We start from the raw sequence: 25,347 nt of genomic DNA on the forward strand, positions 1-25,347 counted from the left end.
GTATCACCGGTTTTCTGAAAGTCATAGTCGAAGTTTTGCAATATAAGTATGTGCTAATCAATCGGTCGGTATGTATTGCTTCCGGACACCCGGGTGTCCGGAGCGGAAACATCCGGGTGTAGGGGACGGCTACACCCGGATGTTGAAAGTTGCAAGATGGGGATGTTTGCGAGCATTTCCGCTTGTTTTCCGTACTTTTCCTGCTTGTTTTGTAGAAAAAGCGCCTTAAGGAGACCAAAGTACTCCGGTGCAGACGCATATAGGTGTACTTAGTATAATTTAAAGAATAATGGAACTTCCGGGAGATGGTAATCAGGGATATTTATGTAAATTTGCCCGGAAATAAAGAGTTTATGGAAGTAAAGATCATCAATAAGTCACACCATCCGCTGCCCGGATACGCGACTCCGCTGTCGGCGGGAATGGATATTCGTGCAAATCTGACGGAACCGGTAGTGTTGAAACCCCTTGAACGGAAACTGATTCCGACCGGACTATATATCGCGCTGCCGGAAGGCTATGAGGCACAGATGCGCCCCCGTAGCGGCCTGGCATTGAAACATGGCATCACATTGCTGAACACGCCGGGCACTATCGATGCCGACTATCGCGGCGAGATCGGCATAATCCTGATAAATCTCTCATCCGAACCGTTTACCGTCAACGATGGGGAGCGTATTTGCCAGATGGTGATCACGACTCACAGCCAGGTCGTTTGGCAACCGGTGGAAGGGCTGGACGACACCGAACGGGGAGCCGGCGGCTTCGGTCACACGGGGAAATAATTAAAAATTAAGAATTAAGAATTAAAAAATATGGGAGGGATGCTAAAGTCTCTGATCTCGATATCTTTTCTGTTATTCCTGGTCGGGAGTTCGCAATCGTTGAGGGCGCAGGATCAGGATGCGAAGGTAGGAACAACGCCGAAGCCGAATAAGGTGAGCGCCGGAGATCAGCGGAAATTCGATTACTTCTTCTACGAAGGGCTGAACCTGAAGACTGCCGGAAAATTCGATGCCGCTTATGATGCCTTTAACCATTGTCTGGCGATCGACTCGACTGCCTCGGCCGTCTTATACGAGCTTTCTTCGTTTTATGCCCAGCTGAACCGTCCGGAAAAGTCGCTGGAGATGTTGCGGCGTGCGGTGGCTTACAGTTCCGATAATTTTACCTACCGGCTGGCGTTGGCGACAATGAGCCGCAACCTCGGCATGTTCGGCGAGGCGGCGGAAGAGTATGAGAAGCTGGTGAAAGAATATCCCGGAAAACCGGAGTTGAACTATTACCTGGCGGATGCGCTTACGCAGGAAGGTGAAATCGGGAAGGCGATCGATGCCTATGACGCCCTCGAATCGTCCATCGGCATGAGCGAAGCGCTTTCGATGCAGAAGTATAAGTTGTATAACGCGCTGGAGCAGACCGGTAACGCCTTCAAAGAGGTGGAAAAGCTTGCCGCCAAGTTCCCGATGGAATCCCGCTACCAGATCATTCTGGGGGATCTCCACCTGGAAAAGAACGATACGGTCAAGGCATTGAAATATTATCAGAAAGCACACGAAATCGATCCGGGAAGTCCCTATTACATTGTCTCCATGGCGAACTATTATGAAGCCGTCGGCAATAAGGACGCCGCCGAGACACAGATACGCAATGCATTGGTGAATGAGAAACTGGATGTCGATACGAAAGTCGGTATCCTGTCCCGCTATATTCTCAAACTGCAGCAGACGAAGAAGGGGACCGAGAGCGCGAATGCCCTTTTCCAGACATTGCTGGAACAGCATCCGGAAGATATCGATCTGAAACAGATGTACGGCAGCCTGCTGATTACGCAGGGAAAGACGGACGAGGCGCGTTTCCAGTTCCAGCTGATTACCGAGATGGAACCTTCGGATGCGGCTGCCTGGCAACAACTCCTGAACCTGGCGTTGAAGTCGGAAGACATTCCCGAAGTGATCCGTATCTGTACCCGTTGCCGGGAGCTTTTCCCCGATGCGCCGGAGTATTACTTCTATCTTGGGATCGCTTATTTCCAGCAGGAAAAGTACCAGGAGGCACTGGATACCTACAAGGCGGGCCTGGCGATTATCCCGGAGACGAACGTAGGGCTGAAATCCGATTTCTACGGGCAGATAGGCGATATCTACTATCAGGTCAAGAATATGCCGGAAGCCTACAAGGCGTATGACGAAGCGCTGAAATACAACGACAAGAATGTGGTTGTCCTCAATAATTACGCCTATTTCCTTTCACTGGAAAAGAAAGACCTGAAAAAGGCGGAGCGGATGAGCGCGTTGGCGGTCAAACTGGAACCGGACAATTCGACTTACCTCGATACCTATGCCTGGATATTCTTTGTGCAGGGAAACTATACGCTTGCCAAGATATACATAGAGAGTGCGCTTGCCAAGGATACGACCGAAAGCTCCGAGTTGGTGGATCATTACGGCGATATCCTCTTCATGAGCGGCGATAAGGAAAAGGCGCTTGAACAGTGGAAGAAAGCGAAGGAGATGGGAAAAGAAAGCGATGTGCTGGATCGTAAGATCGCAGAGGGAACCTATATAGAAGAGGAGGTCAAGAATGAATAAGATAAGCCTTGCCTTTGCGCTGGCCTTTTTTATCGCCCTGTCGTTCACGGGCTGTAAATCGACCAAGAAGGTCGGTACGGTCGAAGCGGGCGGAGCGAAAGCGCATAACGAGTTCTTTGCGCTTATGCAGGAGCAGGCGTTCAAGTATGAAACCCTGACTGCACGCCTGAACGTGGACTTGGACCTGCCGGGCAACAATATGAGTTCGCGTGTGGACCTGAAGATGGTAAAAGACAGTGCTTTCCAGTTGTCCGTGCAACCTTTTTTAGGCATCGAGGTTTTCCGCGCCGAGATCAGTGTGGACAGCGTAAAGGTGATCGACCGCATGAATAAGCGCTATGTGGCTGACAATTACGCCAACCTGAAAGGGCAGACGCCGATCGAGTTCAATTTCTATAATCTGCAGGCGCTTTTCACCAACCGTCTGTTCCTTCCCGGACAGCAAGGGATCAGCCCGAAGCAGTACAACCGCTTTAAGCTGAAGCAGGACGGCCCCGTGGCCGAAATACAGGTGAAGGATGTGATGGGGCTGCTGTACACCTTTATGGCGGACGGGGAGGAGAAGATTCTCTCAACCTGTATCGCCGAACCTTCGGACCGTTACGCCTTGCAATGGGACTATGCCGATTTTCGCCTGGCGGACGGACAGCCCTTCCCGATGAAGATGGATGTGCAGGTGATGAAGGATGGTGCTTCGCAAGGGGGGATCACGTTGCATTTCTCCCGTATGCAGACGGATGTCCCGGTGAAAATGGAGTTTTCCATTCCTGCCAAATATAAACGTATCACGTTGGCTCAGATCATCAAATCGTTGAGTAGTAATAAAATGTAAGATGAGATACTTCTGGTTCGTCATATTCGTGCTGTCGATCGGTCCTGTTTCCGCACAGAACTCGGCAAGAGTACGCGAACTCGAAAATCAGCGTAAGGCCGCACTTGCCGAGATCGAGATGACCAGCCAGCTATTGGACGAGACGCGGCAGACGGCGCGTAACTCGCTGAACCGGCTGAACCTGCTCTCCAAACAGATCCTTTCCCGTCAACAGGTCATCAGCCTCCTGAACCAGGAGATCGGGGAAATAGACAAGCAGATCGCCGCTTCCCGCCGGAACATTTCCCAATTGGAAAGAGAGTTGGGGAATAAGCGGCAGAATTACGGGAAATCGGTTCAAAGCATATACAAACGCCGCAGTTCGCAGGATAAGTTGTTGTTTATCCTTTCCGCCGACAATTTTGCCCAGTCCCTTCGCCGTATGCGTTACCTTCGCGAGTATGCCGACTGGCAGAAGAAGCAGGCATCCGAAATTATCGATAAGCAGAAAGAGATTGCCGGCAAGCAGAAAGAACTGGAAAAGACGCGTGACGAGAAGAACGCCTTATTGGGTGTGCGCGAGGATGAAAGCCGCAAGCTCCAGACCGAGGAATCGAGCCGGAAAGAGGAGGTGCAGCAGTTGAACAAGAAACAGAAGCAGTTGCAGGCCGACCTGAAAAAGAAAAAGCAGCAGGCTGATGCCTTGAACCGCCGGATCGAAAAGCAGATAGCCGAAGAAATCGCCCGTGCCGAAGCCGAGGCCAAAGCCGCCCGCGAGCGGGCGGCCCGCGCTGAAAGGAACCGTGTGGCACGTGAAAAGGCGGCTGCCTCAGGAAAGAAAGTCCCCGAAACAAAACCGGAGACGGAGCCGGTCCGCGAGGAACGTGTCGCCGACACCAAAGGCGGGTATGCCATGACAAAGGCCGAGAAGCGCCTGTCCGATGATTTCGCAGGCAATAAGGGCCGTTTGCCTTATCCTGTGTCCGGTCGCCATACGATTGTCGCGACCTTTGGCGAACAGCAGCACCAGGAACTGAAGTATGTCCGTACGAATAACAGCGGCATCGACATCCAGACCGCTCCGGGTACGGATGCCCGCGCCGTGTTCAATGGCGAGGTGACGCGCGTGTTCGTTGTTCCGGGATATAACAACTCGGTCATTGTCCGCCACGGTAACTATCTGACGGTCTATAGTAACCTGAGCCAGGTCTATGTGAAGGCAGGCGATAAGGTGAGTACCCGCCAGGCGATCGGAAAGATCTTTACCGATACCGAGGACGGCAATGCCACGATCCTTCATTTCCAGCTTTGGAAAGAAAAGACGAAACTGAACCCGGCGCCGTGGCTGGATTGACGCAGGGGGTGCGTCAGGGGTGATGCAGGGGGTGCGTCAGGATGGACGCCGGTGTTGCGTCAGGGTTGGCTCCCGTCATGCGTCAACCGGAGTTTCCGGAGTGCGAACCTCACATCCTCTTTATTGATCAGGAAGTCCTTTGGCCGGGTTCCCGTTTTCCGACAAAAGATAATCATGGAGAATGCCAGCATGATGCAGAAGGCTATACTGGTGCTGATGGCCGATCCGACCACTCCGTAAGACGGAATTAGCAGATAGCCCGAAACAAGCAGGCTTATCAAACCGGTAAAGGAACTGCCCGCGCTGTAGCGTATTTTCCCGCTCCCGATAAAATATTGGCTTAATATGCTGTTACAGGCCAATGCAATGATCCCGGTTGACAGACCCGTTATGACGTTGCGCATCCCTGCAAACTCGGCACTGAACAGATAATCCGTGTACACCCATTCCGGTATCAGAAGAATACAGCCGGTCGCAAGCGTGACGGCACAAAAGGTTAGTTTGAAGAACCGGAGCGTGGTCTGCTTCTGCTCGCCGGGATCATGTGTCCGGGCAACGCAGCTATACGCGATAAAGCCGATGCTGCGGTTGATATGCCAGACACTTTCGGAAATCTTGGTTCCCGCATCCAATAGCCCGACGCTTCCTAACCCGGCAAACCGTTTGATCAGGAAATAGTTGAGGCGGGTGGTCAGGATTTCGGCGATATTGTCCGCACTTCCCCAAAGCCCGTAGGTGAACATCTCCTGCAAAAGAGCGTATCGGGAACGTCCTTTCCGGGGATCTGCCTCTTTTCTGTTCAGAAACGGCAGGAGCAGGAACAGGCTGACAAGGAACGCAATGCCGTTTGTGAGATACATTCCCCACAGATAGGCGGCCACATTCTGTATTTTCAGTCTGTAATAGAGGAACAGCAATACAAAGAACAATAATCCGCCTTGCAGGACAAAGGTGAGGTTGAACCCGAAGATCAGATTCTTTCCCAACAGGAAACGGGAGTTCGCGGCAACGAGGGAAGTCAGGATGGAAAGAATATAAATGTCAAAGGCATACCCTTCGGGAAGCAGTCCGAGGATAGCCATGCAGCCGCAAGCGATGCCTGCTCCGACCGGTGTCCAGCAGTAGGAAGGCAAAAACACGGCTTTCATGGAATAGCGGTTCATGAAATAGACAATTGTGTTTCCCGCCAATATTCCGCAGAACATGGTTGCAATTCCTACTGCCGCCAGGATCAGTCCGACCAACCCGACTCCTTCGACTCCCAATACCTTGGCATTGATAAAGATCAGCGCCAGGTTCAGGATGGCAATCAGATAGCGTGTACCGATGGTTGTGAAGAGGTCCCTCATATTAACTTGCTCATTTCCAACTTTCAATCGTCAATTGGTCGAGCAGCTTGATATACGTGTCGATCGCTTCCCGTATCTCCATCAGGCCGATATATTCGTCGGCGGCATGGGAACGGGCGGAGTTTCCCGGTCCGATCTTCACGGAAGGGAAGTGCATGAGGGCCTGGTCGCTCAAAGTAGGCGAACCGAAAGGTTCTTTCCCCATCATGACGGCACGGCGTACGAACGGATGTTGCAGATCCGTACGGGTGGAGTTGAGGCGGAAGCTGCGGGCCTTTATTTCGCAGCCGACCTGCGGCTTGATCAGTTCGAACAGCTTTTCGTTGGGATAGAATTCGTTTGTCCGGATATCGACGGTGAATTCGCAGCGGTCCGGAACGACATTGTGCTGTGTCCCGGCATGGATAATCGTGACGCTCATCTTTACCGGTCCGAGGAAATCGCTTTTTTCCGGGAACTGATAGGTGTTGAACCACTCGATGTCTTTCATGGCAAGCGTGATCGCATTGATCCCCTCGTTCCGGGCGGCGTGTCCGGCTTTGCCGGTGCTGACGCAGTCCAGTACCATCAGTCCTTTTTCGGCTACGGCAGGTTGCATGCCGGTCGGTTCGCCGACAACGGCGAATGCGATGGGGGGAAGGTCGGCAAGGGCGCTTTCCAGCCCGTTCTTGCCGGAGACTTCTTCTTCGCATGAAGCCAGGAAGATCAGGTTGTAGGGTTGTTCCTTCCCTGACAACGCCCTGAATGCCTCGTAAAGAGAGACTACGCTCGCGCCGGCATCGTTGCTGCCGAGGCCGTACAGACGTTCGTCTTCCGTCTCCTCCGGATTGAACGGGTCTTTCGTCCAGCCCGAAGCCGGCTTGACTGTGTCGATATGGGAGTTGAGCAGTAGGGTCGGCTTGCCCAAATCGAAACCGGGGGCGATCAGCCACAGATTGTTCCCTTTGCGGTTCACCTTATACCCGGCCTTTTCCCAGCTTTGCTTGAGAAAATCAGCCGTTTCTCCCTCTTCCCTGCTGAAAGAAGGACGTGAAATCATCCCTTTTAATAGGTCTATTGCGTCGTAGTACATGATATGTTTTATTCCGTTAATATTCTATCCACCGTCTCCCTGTCTTTTTTCAGTTGGTCGATCAGCTGGTCGAGGGTGTTGAATTTGATGTCGCCTCGTACGTGTTGTATGAACGTGACTGTTATTTCGTTATTGTAGATGTCGCCTGAGAAGTTGAGGATGTTTACTTCCAGCGTGATGTTGTCCCCGTTGTCCAGGGTCGGGCGGTTGCCGATGTACAGCATTCCCTTGTAACGCTGTCCGTTCAGGTACACCCGAACGGCATATACGCCGATGCCCGGAATAATCTTGTAAGGTTCGTCCACTTGGATATTGGCGGTCGGGAAACCTAATTTCCGGCCGACCTTATAACCGCTGACGATGCTTCCCTTCAGCCCGTATGGATAAGTCAGCAGATGAGCCGCCTCCTCCACACGGCATTCCGCAAGGAGTTTCCGTATTTCGGACGAACTGACGGCCGCCTCGCCTTCACTGTATTGCGAAGCCTTGATAACCCGGATGCCGCAAGTCTCGCCATAGGTTACATACTGCTCGAAACCATCTTCGCGGTTATGCCCGAAACGGTGGTCGTAGCCGATCAGCAACGTGTCCACATGCAACCGGTCTGCCAATACGGTAGTGATAAACTCTTTTGCCGTCAGGCGGGATAGTTCGAGGGTGAAGTCCAGCACGATGCAATAGTCGATCCCGGTGGAAGCCAGCTGTTTCAACTTTTCTTCGAACGAATTGAGCAACTTCGGCTGATAGTCGGCGTGCAGGACTGCGCGGGGATGTTCGGGAAACGTGATGACGGCGGAAGGCAAACCGGCGGCTTCGGCCACCTGCTTCAGTTCGTGAATCAGAAAACGATGTCCCAGATGAACTCCGTCGAAAAAGCCGATAGTGGCTACCAGCCTTTTCCCTTTCAATGTCTCCGTGTCTCTTACAACAATCATCTTTTCAGTCTTAGGTACTTATAATTATACCTACAAAAGTACATAAAAACTGCGAGTAATAATAATACGGAAATAAATCGTACATTTGGAAAGTGATTTGAATGAAAAACATTTGTATTAAGTTTATATGAAAAAAACATGTATCTCCCTATGCCTAATCGCATTTGCCGCACTTCAGGCATACGCCGCATCTTCCTGGAAAGAGACAAGAACGGTTGTCTTTACTCCCGCAGGAAGTGAAAAAACACATCTGCTTCAACCCGATCAGAGCATTTCCGAAACCGTCACCTTCGGACAGTCCGGAATCCCGACGCGGAAATTCCTGCGTGTGATCGGAGGAGTGAAGATGCCTGCCCCTTTCCGGAACAGAGGTGAAGAAATGTTCCGCCGGTCCGAGTTTTATATTGACGACAACCTGGATTCGGTGATCCGTAAAAAGGACCGTTATTCGCTTTATTTCAAAGGCGAAGACAATGATTTCGAGCGCCATGCCTATTACCGCATTTCCGGTAAGTTGCTGAAACCGGGTGAACTGACGGTTACGCTGCCGGTCGTGAAGAAACAGGGTCTGACTGTTTCCGGGAAGGGCGATTTCGGAGTCGGGATCGAACTGTTCTACCGGAAACCGGGACGGGCGGCTGACGATATCTATGACAAGCCGGACTCCGTGTTCTACATGCCGGTCCCGGAAGGTACGGGAAACTATCAGACGGTGTCGGAGACATTCGTGTTGCCGGAAAATGTGGCTTGTGCTTTCCTGCGTGTCGGCGGGACGCATTTCAGCGGCGAATGTTGGGTGGAAGCTCCGCGCCTGGCACAGGACAAGAAAGCGGTTTGCTCCATACCGTTCACCCGATTTGCTCAAAAACCGGACGACTACAACTACTGGATCGGCTGTAACCTCGCAACCCGCAGCTGGCCGATGTGGAAGCTCGAATTTAACGGGGAGACGATCTTCGAGGGAAACATTTTCGACCGCGCATCCAATGTGGCGGACTTCTATATCCCGCTTCCGTCTTCCTTGCAAGGCAGTGGCGAGATGAAACTGACGCTCCGGAAAGAACCGCATCGCGCCGCTTATCCGTATGAACTGCGCGGCCTGGAGATCATCGAAGAGACCGCACGCGATTTCGAAGTCGTTTCCGTCCCTGAATATGTTGCCAAAAACGCCTCTTTCGGCATATTGGTGGAGACGAACAAACCGAATGTCAGCCTCAAAGTGAAGGCAAACGGTGCAGCCGCACCTTCCGAGCAGGAATGCCTGTTTGAAACTCCCGGTCTGCATGTCGTGGAAATGCGTGCAGGCGAGGCCGGCCACGCCATCCCGTTGGTGTTTGACGACGGCAGCCGTACGGAACAGGCGCAAATCCGCCAGGTGATCGACAAGGAGGCTGAACAGATCTACCTTTCGTCCGGTGACGAAATCTATATCGACAAGCAATATACGCCGTATGATTATTTCTTCAAATGGTATATCTCCAACCGGGTCGGCAACTGGTATCAGTTCCGCCCTTCCTACCAGTGGAGCGGTTTCCGCGTAGCCGATCCTGCCGTCATCGGCCATTACACCCGGTTGCTGGACCAGCTGAAGATCCCGTACGCCTGGCAAGTCGAAGGACGTACGCTGGCAGGCAGCCGGATCAATCCCTCCTTGGAAACATTGGCCTCCCCGATGTTCCGCGGCAAGCAGGCGCATGAGAATGACGGCGGCTACTATTACTGGCAGCATTTCCAGTACCAGGGAGTATTCTCCGATATGGCGGCCCGCAACCGTCCTTATGGCGGAATCTTTGCCAAACATCGTCCGATTTATACCGACCACGGTGTCTTTATCCATTATGATCCGGAGGGAGTGACGGACATGGCCGACGGCGCCCGCAAGCTCGTTGCCAATTTCCGCTGTTCCAAAGGTCCGAGCACGCGCCATACGGGACCGTCCACGCTGTTCCGCTATCTGTATCAGGCCGGTTACGACTGGCTGGGAGCCGAACAGATGTACGGGCCGGAAGAAATCATACTCTCTTCCCTGCGCGGTGCGTCCCGCGCCTACAGCCGTCCGCTTTACGGGACGCTTCATGCCATGCAGTGGGGCTCAGGGCCGTTTACCGATCCGAAACATTCCCTGCGCCTGTATATGTCGCTGGCCGTTGCTTATATGCACGGTTCATCCCATATGAATACGGAAGAGGCCTTGTGGACGGACGAATACATGAACGACCGTTATTCCGTTTCCGGCAAGGAACACCTGTTCGCCCAGCATCAGATGCTCGATTTCGTGGAAACGCATTCCCGCCGTGGCGACCTGAGAAGCAATATTGCCGTGATCCAGGGACGTAACGACGCCTGGAAGTCGTTCGGCCGCGGTAGTCTGTGGTCGCAGAAGGGTGATAAATGGAAGTTCGACAAGGCATGTGAAAGTTTCGATCTGTTGAATGTCTTCTATCCGGACAATATCGTGGATGGCTGCGGGCCGGAAGGTTGGTTCACTTCCACCCCTTACGGCACGGTCGATCTGCTGCCTGTCGAAGCGCCGCAAGACGTGATGGACCGGTATAAGGCGATGATCTTCCTCGGATGGAACAGTTACGACGCGGATGACTTCCTGCGTATCCGCGATTTTGTATTCAAGGGCGGAACGCTTTTGCTCACGGCAGCCCATCTGAACGAAGAGTTGCAGCCCGACCAGCCGGTCCGTTTCCCTGCCGACGACGCGGTTATCCGTGAGATGTTGGGAGAGAACTACCGGCAGTTGGCAACTAAGACGGAGATCGGCTTCGGTTCGGGAAAAATCATCTATTTCCCCCGGAAAGCCTATCCTGCCGAAACGACGTTGAAAGCCGACTACGTGGCAGCCATGAAAGAGATCGCTGCCAAGACTGCCGGCGAGGAAGCCTGCAAAGGCTGGATGGAAGCGGCTCCTTCCGTCGGCTTCACGGTTTGGGACCATTCGGACGGCCGTACGATCTATCTGCTGAATGCCGATTGGGCGAGCGATCAGGATCAGCGCCCGGCCACCTTTATTTATAAAGGTAAAAAGTTCCCGGTAGCTGTGCGTCGTTATCATATCGAGACCATCCACTGCGCTGACGGATTGGCTGTCATGCCGGCTTCCAATACGACGGATATCCTGTCTGTCTGCAAGAAAGGAAACGGTTGGGCGGTCAAGGTCCAGACTGCCGGAGACGATGTCGTCCAATGTATGAATGCTGTCACCGGAAAGGTCGAACCGCTAAAATTCAATGGGCCGGGCGTGCATGACGTATTTGTTAATGAATAATTGGATTTTTTCTATATTTGCAAATATGGGGAATACATCTTTGGACATAGATCAATATCAGCATATTTATACGGAGTATGCCCCGATGTTGATGCGCTTCGCGGAGAAGTTCGTTTCCGGCTTCTTTGCCGAAGATATTGTTCATGATGTATTCCTGAAACTGTGGGACAAGCAGGTGTTCCGCCTTCCGGAGAATGACCTGAAACGGGTGCTTTATGTCTCCGTCCGGAATGCCTGCCTGGATTATCTTCGCCGGATAAATATGGAGCAGGAGATCATCGATCATCGCGCCCTTCAGCTAAAATTGGACGAACTTGACTTCTTTGAGGCATCCGACGAACTCTTCATGCGAAAAGACCTGCTCGATCTGTTGATGAAAAAGGTAGCCGAGCTGCCTGAAAGAAGCCGGCAAGTCTTCCGCATGTCCTATCTCGAAGGCATGAAAGCGGCCGAAATAGCGGAACACCTGAATCTTTCCGTACGTACGGTCGAGAACCTGCTCTATCGTTCCCTCCTTTATCTGCGCAAGAACTGTTCGAATCTGTTCCTGCTTATCTTCCTTCTCGATTGAATGCTGTTCCTGTTTTTCAACATAGGCACTCTTTCGTAAGTTTCCAATAGGGATATTGTCCTGTAGATGCAAGTGTAATCTGTTTTCTACATTGTCGGGAATAAATTCGACATTGTCAAGTATATGTTTGACATTGTCGGGAATATATACGACATTGTCGAAAACAAATTACATGCCGGGGAATTTTGAAATACTATTGGTGAAATCCTGATAATTGCCGGGTGAACAAAGCAAATAAAGTCAGCCCTGCGCCCCCCTTTACTGTATATGTTATCTCTATAACGCGCCTTTTCCCAATGATAAAGATATGAAATAAAATGAATAACGGTAACCGAATGCTCTGTTTTAGCGATGCCATGGAGATATTTTATAAAAAAATCATTTTTCTTGTGAGTACTTTTTTCCTCCCGTTCGTTGTGTATATGTAAGAGCCAAGTTAACCATGTGTCGACTTTGTATCTACATCTAATAATTAAGAAAACATGGAAAACGAACATTCGGAATTAATCATCGGGTATTTGCAAGGACGGCTGCAAGGTCGGTCTTTGGACGATTTTTATGCTTGGGTGAATGAAAGTGCGGACAATAAGAAATTGTTTTTCGAGATGAAAGCGCTTTATGAAGCCTGTGCCCCCTCCCGCGATGCTTCTGAAATACATGATAGCTGGCTTCGCCTTCTCGATAAGAGAAAGTCCCGCCAGCGCAAAAGGTTTACCTTATTGATGCGCATAAGTACTTATGCGGCTGTGGCAATGTTTGCCGCAGCGATTACTTCTACCGTATTTCTCTATTCTTCAAGGGAACATGCTGACCGGATTACCAGTTATGTAGGTGGGGACGGGCTTGAAGCGGATGTGGTTGTCTTGCCGGACGGAACCCGCGTCAGTCTCGGAACCCGGACTTCTTTCTCCTATGATTCCCGTTATGGTAAATCCGAACGTATCGTGTATCTGGAAGGGGAAGCCTATTTTGAAGTCGCCAAAGAGAAAGATAAGCCTTTTATTGTCAAAACGAACGAACAATCTGTCGAAGCGCTCGGGACGAAGTTCAACGTCTCCGCTTATCCGGCCGATTCGCTCCTGACGACAACATTGCTGGAAGGTTCTGTCCTGCTGACTACGCAGCACCTGTCACACCCTACGATCCTGAAGCCGAACGAACAGTTTGTCTATAACAAAAAAACGCAATCGGCCCTCCTGCAACAGGTCGACGCCAATCGGTTTGTCTCGTGGACAACCGGATATTATTATTTCCCCGAACAAAGTCTGGAAGCTATCCTGTACCGGTTGAGCCATGTCTACGGCGTGCAGTTCACTGTCAAGTCGGAAGCGTTGAACCACCGGAAATTTACCGGGACTTTCTATCGCGGGCAAAGTCTCAAGGACATCATGGAGATTATCCATCTGTCGATCCCGATCCGGTATAAGATCGACGATCATCACGTGACAATATCGGAAATCTAAATAAAAACAAATTGCTAATCTTTGTAGGAAATATGAATACCAGTTAGTAGTAAACAAAAAAGAAGAGAAAATCTTGCCGGATCTTCTCTTCTAAAGTGTGAACAATTAAACTCCCATTGCCGTGGGATCGTGTTTAATCTTAAAAACATTCAAAAATATGAATAATCAACGTATAGTTGTTTCTCTTAACCTGAAAAGAACTATAAAAATCATGAAATTAACCGTGTTAATGTTGGCTGTTTGCTTGTCGAGCGTGGTTGCTTCCACCTATGCACAAACTGCCACTCTAAATGTTTCAGCTAAGAATGAGACGTTAGAAAAAGTGTTGAAACAGATCGAAAAGCAGTCTGAATTCCTGTTTTTCTATAATCTGGAAGAGATCAACAAGAATGAAAAGATCTCTATCAATGAGAAGAATGCTACCATTCAGACTGTCTTGGACGCCATTGCAGCTAAAACAGGTTTGAAGTACACGATCAAGGATCGTCACATCGTCCTGACTTCCGAAGTCGCTCCGGCGTCTGCCGCTGTCGCACAACAGGATCGTAAGGTGACCGGTACTGTAAGCGATGCTTTCGGCCCTGTTGCCGGTGCGAACGTCATCCAGAAAGGTACGACCAACGGTACGACTACCGATATGGATGGTCACTTCTCCATCGAAGTGCCGGCCAATGCGACTTTGCAGATTTCCTTCATCGGATACATTCCGCAGGATATCGCTGTGAAGAACCAGAGTGTGATCAACGTCCTGTTGAAAGAAGATACGCAGGCTCTGGAAGAAGTGGTGGTTGTCGGTTACGGTACGATGAAGAAGAAAGATATGACAGGTGCGGTTTCTTCTGTCAAGATGGACGACAGCCCTGTTTCGACAGTTGCTTCCGTGGGGCAGGTTTTGGCAGGTAAAGCTGCCGGTTTGCAGGTGAATACAGTCAGTGCGCAACCGGGTGGAAAGACTAATTTCCGTATCCGTGGAGCGGCTTCTTCTGATATTGCGGGGAATGACCCTTTGATTATCATTGATGGTTTTCCTGTCAGCAATCCGGGTGATGTAGATGGAGGATATTATAAATCGGGTAGCCAGGATAATATTTTAGCATCGATCAATCCGAACGACATCGAATCTGTAGAAGTATTGAAGGATGCCAGTTCGACTGCTATTTATGGTTCTCGTGCCGGAAACGGTGTGATCATCATTACGACGAAACGAGGAAAAACCGGTGCTCCGGTCGTGCGTTATTCCGGAACTGCTTCTGTCCAGACGATGGCAAGGTCGTATGAAATGTTGGACGCAACCTCTTTTATGAATCTGACAAATGCCTATACTCGTGAGAACTGGATGTATGAAAATAAGATCGGCATATATGGAGGTATGAGCGAAGCGGATGCTTCATCGCCTTATGTACCTAAGTATTCAGATGCTGAGATTGCTAATCCTGTTCGCAATACGGATTGGCTGGATCCTGTACTTCGTACCGGTGTTCAGACATCCCATAACGTATCCATCAATGGTGGTACGGAAAATACGCAATATATGATTTCCGGTAACTTCCTGTTGCAAGATGGTGTTGTGCAGAACAATGGAATGGATCGTTACTCACTTCGTGCCAATTTGGATCAGCGTTTAAGCAAATATGTGAAAGTGGGTTTGAATTTGACCGCTACCCGCAGTCAATATGATAATGTCCCTCTGGGAGATGGCGATAGTGAAAATGCCAGTTTGTTGGTGGCTGCGGCACGTTTTAATCCGCTTATGCCGATTTATGACGAGAACGGCAATTACACGATGAACCCGGACGCTACTTTCTTGCCAAACCCGGTTTCCATGTTGGATATTACGGATAAAACGATGAAGGACAGATTGCTCAGTACATTCTATATCGATATTGAGCCGATTAAAAACTTGCATGTCAAAGGTAATTTCGGCTTAGACCGTAACTATCAGAAACGTAAGACGTATCTGCCTACAACGACTTTATACGGACAGAAGCAGAATGGTGCTGCAACCATTGCCCAGCAAGATAATAACGATTATTTGATGGAATTGACAGCATCTTACCTGAAGTCTTTCGGGGACCATAGTATCAACGCTTTGTTGGGACATTCTTATCAGCGTTTTGACAAGGAAGGTTTAAATGCCGGTAACAATGATTTCCTGATGGATTCTTTCTTGTATAACAATTTGGGAGCCGGTAATGCGGATAAGCCAACTGTAGGTTCGAATGCTTCCAGCTCAAAGATGTCATCTTTCTTTGCTCGTTTGAACTATACTTATAAAGATCGTTATTTGGTAACGGCTTCGTTGCGTGCGGATGGTTCTTCTAATTTTGCCGATGGCGAACGCTGGGGATATTTCCCTTCTGTAGCCTTAGGATGGCGTTTCTCTGAAGAAAGTTTTATGGAAAATCTGAAAGGTGTTGTTTCAAATGGTAAACTGCGTTTAAGCTATGGTGAAACCGGTAACTCGAATGTCGGCAACAAAGCCATGAGTTTTTATGGCGTAGGAAATAACAACATATTCGGTTCTTCTTCTACTCTGGGGGTTTATCTGACCCAATTGGGTAACCCGGCCCTGACATGGGAAACAAGTAAAGAATGGAACGTCGGTTTGGATTTGGGCTTTTTGAATAGCCGTTTCAATGTAACAGCTGAATATTTCCATCGTACAGTTTCCGGTTTGCTGGCAGAACGTCCTTTGCTTTCTTATAATGAAGTAAGCAAAATTGTGGCAAATAGCGGAATGACGGTCAGCCAGGGTGTCGAACTGACCATCAATACGAATAATATCCGGACAAAAGATTTCGAGTGGACATCCGATTTTACCTTCTCTTTATATCGTGATAACTGGAAAGAACGTATCGACAGCTGGGTTCCAAGTGCATGGGAATCTTATGATGGCCCGATGCGTTATCTCTCCGGATATGTTTCCGACGGACTTGTACAGCCGGGAGAAGAGGTGCCTTGGATGACGAATGCTCTGCCGGGACAGGTGAAAATTAAGGATATTAACGGATTTGTTTACAACGCAGACGGTTCTTATAAAGTAGACGAACATGGCATTCCTTTGAAGACAGGCAAGCCTGACGGAAAACTGGATGATGCCGATAAAGAAATTTATGGCCGTAAGGATCCGGGCTTTATGTTAGGATTTAACAATACGCTCCGTTGGAAGAACTTTGATTTTAATATCTATTTCTACGGTCAGTTCAACACTTTGTTGGATACAAACTACAAGAATTATTGGGTGTCTTATAATATTGGAGATTTACGCCGTGGTTATAACTTGCCGACTTCTGCAACAAATGTATGGAGTTCTCAAAATACGGACGGAACGATGGCCGGTTTCTTACAAGGGTACAGTTCTTATGGCACGGGAGATTATTATCTGGAAAAAACATGGTTTGTCCGTTGCCGCAATATTACGTTAGGGTATAATATCCCGATTGAGACATCTAAACATATTTTATCTAATCTGCGTGTATATGCGGATGTTAATAACCCGTTCATTTTTACGAACTATGATGGCATCGACCCGGAAACGGATAATTCGGCAAAATGGTCATACCCGAACGTTCGTTCATTCAGTTTAGGAGTTGATATTACATTCTAATTAATTATCGATAAAATAGCAAAATAATGAAACAGATATATTTATATATGTGTGCAGGACTGTTGGGGCTAACTACTTCTTGCATGGATTTAGAACCGGAGGATTATAGCCAGATCAATACGACTCTTTTCCCTCAAACGGAAAAAGATGCTTTGGCTTTGATGACTGCGAATGTGTATGCTACATTTAGAAATAATTCTTATGGTGGTATATTCAATAACGCTTCCGGTGTTCAGACGATTGGTGAAATGACAACAGATGTTGCAGCTTGTTGTTGGGGTGGAACGGCCTGGATCCCGTTGCAACAGCATACATGGGATCCGAATCATCAGTATTCGACGATCAATTATACGAATTTTGCAAAAGATTTAGGCAAGATGCTCTTAGTGCAGGATCGTATTAAGGATCTGCAACTGAGCGACGATATGCGTGCCCGGTTTGAAGCGGAAATTCATCTGGGACGCGGATGGTTAGGTTATTTGTTGTACGATTTCTACGGACCGGTTCCTTTGGCTACACTTGAAGAATTAAACAGTCCGTTGAACGATGTGGTTGTTGCCCGTGCTTCTGAAGAAGAAATGAAGACGTTTATTGAAACGGAGTTGAAAGCTGCTATTGCAAGTTCGGCTCTGCCGACAAAAGCATCAAAGGATGAATATGGCCGTTTCGATAAAGGTTTGGCTTATACAGTCCTGATGAAGTATTATATGTCTACGGAGCAGTGGAGCAAGGCTGAAGAATGTGGCCGTGAACTGATGAAGTCTGACTATGGATATGGATTGATGGATAATTATGCCGATATCTTCACGCTGGAAAATGAAGGGAACAAAGAGATCATTTTCGCCTGTGTTGAACAAAGAGGTATTAGCCTGCAGCTATGGCACGACCATGCGTTACCCGGTAACTTCCCGGTGCAGAATACTGCTATTCAACGTTGGGACGGTTATAAAGTGCCTTGGGCGTTTTACAATACATTTGAGAACGGGGACGATCGTCTGACATCTGCCTTGGTCGGAAAATATACGGATAACGCCGGTAATGTCATCTTTGACGAAGCTCTAGATAAGGTAAACCATACTGAAATTTATCGTCAGGGTGCTGTTCCTGTAAAATACGGAGAGGATCCCAACTCTACGGGTGACGGTAGCCAGATAGACTGGATCGTGTATCGGTATGCCGATGTTGTGACTTTGCTTTCAGAAGCAATTGTCCGTAATGGCAATGCCGTGACGCAGGAAGCTGTCGATTTATTGAATATGATCCGTGAACGTGCGAAACTACCGGCAAGAAAAGTTTCTGATTATGCAAATGTACAGGCTTTCCTTGATGACATGTTGTTGGAGCGTGGTCATGAACTTTGGTGGGAAGGAAACCGCCGTTCCGATTTGATCCGTCATGGCAAATTTATCCAGTCGGCGATTGATCGAGGTGAAACATCTACTGATATTCGTGAACGTTTTGCAATTCCTCAGGCCGTTATCAACGAGGGTAAAGGCAAGATCATTCAGAATCCGGGTTATTAATGTAGTTCGTATTTGATAATGGAAAGGCCGCGAAAAGAGCGGCCTTTCTTGTAAAATAATGATGATACATGAAAAACATAAAATATTATTTAGCAGTACTAGCCTATTTATTAAGTAGCAATATTGTTGAATTAAAGTCGCAGAATGTTTCGGGACGTTTGGAGCCGGCAATCCCTCTTCGAAATCCGGATAGAGGTTTTCATTTGGAGTCCAATTATTTTGTACATAATTATATCAATCCTTTCAATCGCTTAGAGACTTACCCCGGAGGATTTGTAGATGAACGCTTGAAGCGGTTCGGTGCGGAGAAAGACAGTATTACGTTGACACAGTTATATCTGTATTTATCCGATTATGTAGATCGGGATATTCCACAAGAGGCATTCGAACGGATGCAGGTGATTTTTGATAATTTGGAGGCAAAGGGTTTTAAGGCGATCTTACGGTTCGCATATAATTATACGGGTCTGAATACCTCCGGAGGCGAAACAGAGGCTATCATCTCTCGGCATTTGGAGCAACTCCGCCCTTTTTTACGGAAGAATTTAGGCTTGGTTGCAACTTGTCAGATGGGCTTTATCGGTGCATGGGGAGAGTGGCATAATTCTCCGTTGAGCAAAAATCAAGAGGCAAAAAATAAATTGGTCAATACATTATTGGATATTTTCCCGAAAGAGTATTGTTTGCAGATGCGGTATCCGAGGCAAAATTTCTGTTTCATTGATGGACGGTACTTATAGGGTTGCTATTTGGATGCCCGACGCACAATCGTCTTTGGTCCATCATCCGACTTATGATATAAAATGGGTGGAAAACCGAGGACTGCAACATCTGTATAATGAGAAAGCCGTATTAAATATAGTAGGCTTGTTAAAATGGTAAATCTGAAAATATTGTTTTATGAAAAATGTATATATAACTGTTTGTTTGGGATTATTAATGTCTGTCTTTTCTGCTATGGCGCAGGATTATCCCGCCAGCCCGTTGGAAAAAGAGGGATACCGTTTGATCTTTCACGATGAGTTCGAGGGGAAAGAGATCGACCGGGCGAAATGGATTCCGGAGTATCTGCCTTCCTGGCCGAAAGACCGGACTGTCTGTACACCGACATACGAAATGAAAGACGGCGTGATCCGGCTGACGATCGATCGGGATTCGAAGAACGAGTTTGATAAAGGGATGTATATATCGGGCTTTATGAGTGCCAGCCGTACAGGCATGCATCATTATGACCCGGAAAGAAAGGCGCTTCACCGGATTAAGACCGAAGCTACGCAGATCAACCAGTATGGTTATTACGAAATGCGGGCGAAGATGCAGGCCGGAGGCGGTGTGCATTGTGCTTGGTGGCTGATCGGCTTTGAGGATGATCCGAACCAGAGTTGCGAGATCGACATCTTTGAAATATTGGGAACGGATGTGGATCGCATCTGGTCGACCGTGCATAGCTGGAAAGACTCGACGATCCGATATCATACGGAACATCCTTGGTTTGCCAATAAGAAGTTGGCGGATGAGTTTCATGTATATGGCTTCGACTGGACACCGGAAGGCGTAACCGTTTATGTGGATGGCATACAGGTGATGACGCATAAGGCGGCGATCACGTATCCGCTGATCCAGATTATCTCTTTCTATGACAATCGGAAAGCGAAGAACGGCTGGACAGGGACGTACGATCCCTCTGTCCCGTATCCGAAGAGTTTCGATATCGACTATATCCGCATGTACAAGAAGATACCCGACAGCTGTCTGGCGGTACCGGAAAATGAACTGCGTATTACTGCAATCGAGCCTGCCCGCTTGCAGGTATCCGAAGGAAAAGCTACCTTGCGCGATATTGACGGACATGTGACACGCGAATTGTTGTACACGCCTTCGTTTGTGAACGTGCATTATAACGACGGGACGGTAACACAGCAGTTCGTGGAATGGGAACCGTTGAGCGATACTGCCTTCCGCCTGGTTCAGGATGCCGGGACCGTTATCGTGAACGGAAAGATTACCGGCCTGTCGGATGATTTGCTGAAAGGGCAGGAAGCGACATTGATTATAACAACAACTAAAAACGATTGATATGAAGAACATAGTGACCTTGGCTCTGGCTATCGCATTGGCACTTGGGTATTTCACCTCTTGCAACTCCGGTGTGCAGCATCGTACTTTCCGGGGCATTTATGCGGATGATCCGGCAGGTATGGAAGGACTGTATAATCCCGAAAGAGGGTTCCGTCTTGAAGTGGCGCTGGATGTAACGGAAAAGAACTATGTCTGGGCTCCCGAAGAATATCCTGATATCACCTCCTATCTGGAAGAGCAGTCCGAACTTTATGCATCCGACAGTGTTTCCCTGGTTCAGACCTATTTCTATCTGACGGGAGCAGTCGGAAAGGATTTGACAGAGGCGGATTTCCGGACGATGAATATTTTTCTTGATAAACTGCGTGAACTTGGCAAGAAAGCAGTGCTCCGTTTTGCCTACGAAACCCAATTTATGGGAAGGGCGGCAACGGGGCCGACGTTGGAAGATATCGTCCGTCATACGGAACAGCTCCGGCCTTTTCTCGAAAAGAATAAGGATGTGATCCAGGTCGTGCAAGCCGGTATGATCGGCGCTTGGGGAGAATGGCACAGTTCCTTTCACGGCTTGGAGAAGTCGGACGAGACGAAACGGACTGTTTTGCAACACATCTGCCGGATGGCACCGGAAGGGCGGGCTGTCCAGATACGGGTTCCCGAATATAAGAACTTGTTGGATCCGGTTTCGGATGATTATAAGCGTGTCTCTTTTCACGATGATTTTATTGTGATCAAGCAACATCGCTGGGATGGTGAAATGTCCGAAGGCACGCCGGCTTACGAACAAATTGTGCGTGAGTCTCCTTATCTTCCGGTCGACGGGGAACTGCCCTGGGGGACCTGGAGCATGAATGAGGACCCTGATAATCCCGAAGCCGGATGGGTGATCGACGGATTGCAGACGGCACGGCGCCTGTTCCTGCAACATTTCACTTCGCTTAGTGCGACCCATAACTATAAAGAAAAGAATACGAAAGAGAAGTATTCCATGATGTATTGGAAGGAAACCCCTGTTTCCGTAGAATTCCTGCGGGAAAACAAGATGCCGGTATCGGACGGATATTTCACCAGGAAAGACGGTTCTGTGGCAGAACGGAACGTATTCGATTATATCCGGGACCACCTCGGTTACCGTATCGAGTTGCAGGAGATGACGGCTCCGGCGACTTTGCTTGCCGGGCAGGCTAATCCGGTCGAGATATCTTTGGTAAACCGGGGATTCTCGACCTTGTTTAACGAACATCCGGTCTATCTGGTCCTGATCGACGAGTCTGGCAAGGTCTGCCATGCCGCCTTGACCGATGCGGATGTGAACGACTGGCAACCGTATGAGCCGGGTGATAGCGCATGTACTCCGTTGCTGCATACAATTTCGACCGATCTGCAAATTCCGGCAGACCTGGAAAAAAGGACGTACCGCCTCGGCCTATGGATTCCGGACGGTTCCGCTCGTCTGCAGTATGATAACCGTTGCGCGATCCGTTGCGCGAATGGCGATACGCAATGGTGGGTGTCGCCTGACGGAAAGTATGGTGTCAATATCTTAATGAATAAAATCTCTATCAAATGAAAATCATCCATATCCTCGGCTTGCTGCTGGTTGCGCTTGCCGTTAAGGCGGCTTCCCCTATCGAAGGGTTGCTGGAACGTATCGACAAAGGTGCATCGCGTAAATTTGTGATTGAACAGGTCAAATCGCCTGCCGATTTCTTCGAACTCGACCAGAAAGGCGACAAGGTGGTGATCCGTGGAAACAATTATGTGAGTATCGCTTCCGGGTTGAACTGGTATCTGAAATATTATGCCGGGATTCATCTTTCCTGGAACGGCATGCAGGCGGAGTTGCCCGAAGTCCTGCCCGCCGTGAAGCAGAAGGAACGTCATGAGACGGATATGAAATACCGTTATGACTTCAACTATTGTACGTTTTCCTATACGATGGCTTTCTGGGATTGGGCGCGTTGGGAGAAAGAGATCGACTGGATGGCGTTGCACGGGATCAACCTGCCGTTGGCGATGGTCGGGACGGATGGTGTCTGGTACAATGTATTGAGCAAGTTGGACTATACGAAGGAGGAGATCGACGAGTTTGTAGCCGGTCCCGGTTTCCAGGCTTGGTGGCTGATGAACAACCTGGAAGGTTGGGGCGGTCCGAATCCGGACAGTTGGTACCGGCAGCAGGTCGCTTTGCAGAAACAGATCGTGAAGCGGATGCGTGAGTACGGTATCGAGCCGGTCTTCCCCGGATACTCCGGCATGGTTCCCCATAATGCAAAAGAAAAGTTAGGCTTGAATGTCTCCGATCCGGGTTTGTGGTGCGGATATCGTCGTCCGGCATTTTTGCAGCCGACCGACCCTCGGTTCCAGGAGATTGCTTCCTTATATTATAAGGAGATGAATAAGTTGTACGGCAAAGCGAACTATTACAGCATGGACCCGTTCCATGAAGGCGGGAGTGTGGCCGGCGTGGATCTGGATGCGGCCGGCAAAGCGATTATGCAGGCGATGAAAAAGAACAATCCGGAAGCCGTTTGGGTGGCGCAGGCCTGGCAGGCGAACCCGCGTCCCCGGATGATCGAGAATCTGAAAGCCGGTGATCTGATCGTGTTGGATTTGTTTGCGGAAAGCCGTCCGCAGTGGGGGGATCCGGCCTCTACCTGGTATCGGAAGAATGGTTTCGGGCAGCACGACTGGATTTACTGCATGTTGTTGAACTATGGAGGAAACGTCGGGTTGCACGGAAAGATGAAACATGTGATCGACGAGTTCTATAAGGCAAAGGAAAGCCCCTTCGGCACGACGCTGAAAGGGGTCGGCATGACGATGGAAGGAAGCGAAAACAACCCGGTGATGTTCGAGCTGCTGACCGAACTGCCTTGGCGCTCGCAGCGTTTCGATAAGGATCAGTGGTTGAAAGCCTACACGGCGGCCCGTTACGGAAAGAGCGATCCGGCTGTTGAGGATGCATGGGTTCTGTTGAGCAATTCCATCTATAACTGTCCGGACGCGAATACGCAGCAGGGAACCCATGAGTCCGTGTTCTGTGCCCGTCCTACCGATCATCCGTATCTGGTTTCGAGCTGGTCGGAAATGGAAGATTATTACGATCCGAACGATGTGATCCGTGCCGCCGCCATGATGGTGTCTGTTGCCGATCAGTTCAAGGGAAACAATAATTTCGAGTATGATCTGGTCGATATCGTCCGCCAGGCAATCGCCGAGAAAGGACGTCTGACGGAAAAAGTCGTGGAAGCGGCCTTCGCTGCCGGCGACAAGGTTTTGTATAAGGATGCCGCCGACCGTTTCCTGCGCCTGATCCTGTTGCAGGACGAATTGCTCGGAACACGCCCGGAGTTCAGGGTCGGAACTTGGATTGGCCGGGCCCGCAGTCTGGGAAATACCTCCGAAGAAAAGGACTTGTACGAATGGAACGCCCGTGTGCAGATCACGACCTGGGGCAACCGGTTGGCGGCCGACGAAGGCGGCTTGCGTGATTATGCCCATCGTGAATGGAACGGTATCCTGAAAGATTTCTATTATATGCGTTGGAAGACCTGGTTCGACTATCAGACACGGCTTTTGGAGGGTAAAACTCCGGCAAAGATCGACTTCTATGCGATCGAGGAACCTTGGACAAGGCAAACAAATCCTTACTCCAACCAGCCGGATGGCGATTGCATTCCAACCGTAAAACGTATATTTGCCGAAATATTCGGCAACTGATGATTTATTGTCGTGAGAGAATTCCTGTTGTACTTTCTTTTAGGCACGGATTACTCTTGGTGGAACGGCTATAGCGCCTGCTATGACCTGAGTAATCCGGCGGCTGCCGAACATCTGAAACAACAGTTGCGCGGCATGCAGGAGAAATACGGGGCGGATGGTTTTAAGTTCGATGCCGGTGACATCGGCCATTATAACGACCCGGAACTGGAGTTTTACGATAAGTCGGCTACTTCCGTCGATATGTGCCGGTATTGGGCGAAGATCGGGTTGGACTTCCCGTTCAATGAATACCGGGCCGGATGGAAGATGGGCGGCGAAGCATTGGTCCAACGCCTCGGTGACAAGGATTACTCTTGGAAAGCAGTCGGTCTGCTGATACCCGACATGATGGCTGCCGGCCTGTTGGGCTATGCATACGCCTGCCCGGATATGATCGGCGGCGGACAGTTCGCTTCTTTCTTGGGGGTAGACCAGACGAAGCTCGACCAGGAATTGATTGTCCGTTCCTGCCAGGTACACGCCTTGATGCCGATGATGCAATTTTCGGTAGCCCCGTGGCGTATCCTCGATGCGGAACATCTGGCGATCTGCCGCGATTATGCCCGTCTGCATGAAAAGATGGGAGCATACATCCTCGAACAGGCGCATCATGCCGCAAAGACCGGGGAACCGATTATCCGTCATATGGAATATGCGTTCCCGCATCAAGGTTTCATCGATTGTAAAGACCAGTTCATGTTGGGCGACAAATATTTGGTTGCTCCGGTACTGACGAAAGGGAATACACGCAAAGTGCAGTTGCCAAAAGGCGTATGGCTGGACGATACGGGCAAAAAGTTCAAGGGGCCGAAAACGATCGACGTGGCGGCTCCTTTGGAACGCCTTCCTTGGTTTGAAAAAATAAGATAAATACGCAGAAAGTTTCCGGAAAACACTCTTTCCGGAAACTTTCTGTTAGGAAATTTATATTATCTTTATCCGCGAATAAA

16 protein-coding genes and 1 pseudogene are annotated in these 25,347 nt (G+C 49.4%); 14 read left to right on the forward strand and 3 right to left on the reverse strand.

From position 1 onward, the window contains the following. The first annotated feature begins 353 nt into the window (after nucleotides 1–353). Genes dut through ACW6QF_RS06725 form a run of 4 tightly spaced genes read left to right on the forward strand, consistent with a single transcriptional unit; the run spans nucleotide 354 to nucleotide 4,756 of the window. Nucleotides 354–785, forward strand: coding sequence for a dUTP diphosphatase (dut, locus tag ACW6QF_RS06710; protein ID WP_298553106.1), 432 nt, complete (start codon nucleotides 354–356; stop codon nucleotides 783–785). Between the two features lie 39 nt (nucleotides 786–824). Next, nucleotides 825–2,591, forward strand: a complete 1,767-nt coding sequence (locus ACW6QF_RS06715) for a tetratricopeptide repeat protein (protein ID WP_456087238.1) — start codon at nucleotides 825–827, stop codon at nucleotides 2,589–2,591. Further along, nucleotides 2,584–3,423 carry a DUF4292 domain-containing protein gene (locus ACW6QF_RS06720; protein WP_456087239.1) on the forward strand — a complete coding sequence of 280 codons (840 nt, stop codon included), beginning with the start codon at nucleotides 2,584–2,586 and terminating at the stop codon, nucleotides 3,421–3,423. The genes ACW6QF_RS06715 and ACW6QF_RS06720 overlap by 8 nt, the downstream gene beginning before the upstream one ends. 1 nt (nucleotide 3,424) lies before the next feature. Beyond that, nucleotides 3,425–4,756: a murein hydrolase activator EnvC family protein gene (locus ACW6QF_RS06725; RefSeq protein ID WP_456087240.1), complete on the forward strand. Its 1,332-nt coding sequence runs from the start codon at nucleotides 3,425–3,427 to the stop codon at nucleotides 4,754–4,756. Nucleotides 4,757–4,815: 59 nt separating this feature from the next. Here ACW6QF_RS06725 and ACW6QF_RS06730 read toward each other — a convergent pair whose 3' ends face one another. Genes ACW6QF_RS06730 through ribF form a run of 3 tightly spaced genes read right to left on the reverse strand, consistent with a single transcriptional unit; the run spans nucleotide 4,816 to nucleotide 8,112 of the window. Next, a complete protein-coding gene (locus ACW6QF_RS06730) occupies nucleotides 4,816–6,105 on the reverse strand; it encodes a lipopolysaccharide biosynthesis protein (RefSeq protein ID WP_456087241.1) in 1,290 nt (429 codons plus the stop codon). A gap of 10 nt (nucleotides 6,106–6,115) precedes the next feature. Next, nucleotides 6,116–7,177, reverse strand: coding sequence for a M20 family metallo-hydrolase (locus tag ACW6QF_RS06735; RefSeq protein ID WP_456087242.1), 1,062 nt, complete (start codon nucleotides 7,175–7,177; stop codon nucleotides 6,116–6,118). Between the two features lie 8 nt (nucleotides 7,178–7,185). Further along, nucleotides 7,186–8,112: a riboflavin biosynthesis protein RibF gene (ribF, locus tag ACW6QF_RS06740; protein ID WP_456087243.1), complete on the reverse strand. Its 927-nt coding sequence runs from the start codon at nucleotides 8,110–8,112 to the stop codon at nucleotides 7,186–7,188. Between the two features lie 127 nt (nucleotides 8,113–8,239). Here ribF and ACW6QF_RS06745 point away from each other — a divergent pair, with 127 nt between their 5' ends. From ACW6QF_RS06745 to ACW6QF_RS06790, 10 genes and pseudogenes are all read left to right on the forward strand, one after another. Continuing rightward, a complete protein-coding gene (locus ACW6QF_RS06745; protein WP_456087244.1) occupies nucleotides 8,240–11,389 on the forward strand; it encodes a hypothetical protein in 3,150 nt (1,049 codons plus the stop codon). A gap of 25 nt (nucleotides 11,390–11,414) precedes the next feature. Beyond that, on the forward strand, nucleotides 11,415–11,960 hold the full coding sequence (locus ACW6QF_RS06750) for an RNA polymerase sigma-70 factor (protein WP_298553089.1): 546 nt from the start codon (nucleotides 11,415–11,417) through the stop codon (nucleotides 11,958–11,960). A 482-nt stretch (nucleotides 11,961–12,442) separates the two neighbouring features. Beyond that, the gene (locus ACW6QF_RS06755; protein ID WP_456087245.1) at nucleotides 12,443–13,423 is read left to right on the forward strand and encodes a FecR family protein; all 981 of its coding nucleotides are present in this window, start codon (nucleotides 12,443–12,445) and stop codon (nucleotides 13,421–13,423) included. A 157-nt stretch (nucleotides 13,424–13,580) separates the two neighbouring features. Then, on the forward strand, nucleotides 13,581–17,030 hold the full coding sequence (locus ACW6QF_RS06760) for a TonB-dependent receptor (protein WP_456087246.1): 3,450 nt from the start codon (nucleotides 13,581–13,583) through the stop codon (nucleotides 17,028–17,030). A gap of 23 nt (nucleotides 17,031–17,053) precedes the next feature. Further along, a complete protein-coding gene (locus ACW6QF_RS06765) occupies nucleotides 17,054–18,553 on the forward strand; it encodes a RagB/SusD family nutrient uptake outer membrane protein (protein WP_456087270.1) in 1,500 nt (499 codons plus the stop codon). Nucleotides 18,554–18,621: 68 nt separating this feature from the next. After that, complete coding sequence (locus ACW6QF_RS06770; RefSeq protein ID WP_456087247.1) at nucleotides 18,622–19,293, forward strand: DUF4874 domain-containing protein; 672 nt, start codon at nucleotides 18,622–18,624, stop codon at nucleotides 19,291–19,293. 160 nt (nucleotides 19,294–19,453) lie between these two features. Beyond that, nucleotides 19,454–20,629, forward strand: coding sequence for a family 16 glycosylhydrolase (locus ACW6QF_RS06775; RefSeq protein ID WP_456087248.1), 1,176 nt, complete (start codon nucleotides 19,454–19,456; stop codon nucleotides 20,627–20,629). 1 nt (nucleotide 20,630) lies between these two features. Beyond that, nucleotides 20,631–22,202 carry a DUF4832 domain-containing protein gene (locus ACW6QF_RS06780; protein WP_456087249.1) on the forward strand — a complete coding sequence of 524 codons (1,572 nt, stop codon included), beginning with the start codon at nucleotides 20,631–20,633 and terminating at the stop codon, nucleotides 22,200–22,202. Then, the gene (locus ACW6QF_RS06785; RefSeq protein ID WP_456087250.1) at nucleotides 22,199–24,355 is read left to right on the forward strand and encodes an alpha-N-acetylglucosaminidase; all 2,157 of its coding nucleotides are present in this window, start codon (nucleotides 22,199–22,201) and stop codon (nucleotides 24,353–24,355) included. Before ACW6QF_RS06780 ends, ACW6QF_RS06785 begins: the two co-directional genes overlap by 4 nt. 57 nt (nucleotides 24,356–24,412) lie before the next feature. Continuing rightward, nucleotides 24,413–25,267 (forward strand): annotated as a pseudogene (locus tag ACW6QF_RS06790) (glycoside hydrolase family 31 protein); the annotation flags it as partial. Nucleotides 25,268–25,347: the final 80 nt, after the last annotated feature.

The organism is Parabacteroides sp. (genome assembly GCF_977054455.1).

Excerpts from the sequence above, each read along its gene's own strand:
- ACW6QF_RS06770 (WP_456087247.1), top strand. The coding sequence starts at position 18,622 with ATGAAAAACATAAAATATTATTTAGCAGTACTAGCCTATTTATTAAGT.
- ACW6QF_RS06775 (WP_456087248.1), top strand. The coding sequence starts at position 19,454 with ATGAAAAATGTATATATAACTGTTTGTTTGGGATTATTAATGTCTGTC.
- ACW6QF_RS06785 (WP_456087250.1), top strand. The coding sequence starts at position 22,199 with ATGAAAATCATCCATATCCTCGGCTTGCTGCTGGTTGCGCTTGCCGTT.
- ACW6QF_RS06780 (WP_456087249.1), top strand. The coding sequence starts at position 20,631 with ATGAAGAACATAGTGACCTTGGCTCTGGCTATCGCATTGGCACTTGGG.
- ACW6QF_RS06760 (WP_456087246.1), top strand. The coding sequence starts at position 13,581 with ATGAATAATCAACGTATAGTTGTTTCTCTTAACCTGAAAAGAACTATA.
- ACW6QF_RS06735 (WP_456087242.1), bottom strand. The coding sequence starts at position 7,177 with ATGTACTACGACGCAATAGACCTATTAAAAGGGATGATTTCACGTCCT.
- ACW6QF_RS06720 (WP_456087239.1), top strand. The coding sequence starts at position 2,584 with ATGAATAAGATAAGCCTTGCCTTTGCGCTGGCCTTTTTTATCGCCCTG.
- ACW6QF_RS06715 (WP_456087238.1), top strand. The coding sequence starts at position 825 with ATGCTAAAGTCTCTGATCTCGATATCTTTTCTGTTATTCCTGGTCGGG.
- ACW6QF_RS06725 (WP_456087240.1), top strand. The coding sequence starts at position 3,425 with ATGAGATACTTCTGGTTCGTCATATTCGTGCTGTCGATCGGTCCTGTT.
- ACW6QF_RS06730 (WP_456087241.1), bottom strand. The coding sequence starts at position 6,105 with ATGAGGGACCTCTTCACAACCATCGGTACACGCTATCTGATTGCCATC.
- ACW6QF_RS06745 (WP_456087244.1), top strand. The coding sequence starts at position 8,240 with ATGAAAAAAACATGTATCTCCCTATGCCTAATCGCATTTGCCGCACTT.
- ribF (WP_456087243.1), bottom strand. The coding sequence starts at position 8,112 with ATGATTGTTGTAAGAGACACGGAGACATTGAAAGGGAAAAGGCTGGTA.
- dut (WP_298553106.1), top strand. The coding sequence starts at position 354 with ATGGAAGTAAAGATCATCAATAAGTCACACCATCCGCTGCCCGGATAC.
- ACW6QF_RS06755 (WP_456087245.1), top strand. The coding sequence starts at position 12,443 with ATGGAAAACGAACATTCGGAATTAATCATCGGGTATTTGCAAGGACGG.
- ACW6QF_RS06750 (WP_298553089.1), top strand. The coding sequence starts at position 11,415 with ATGGGGAATACATCTTTGGACATAGATCAATATCAGCATATTTATACG.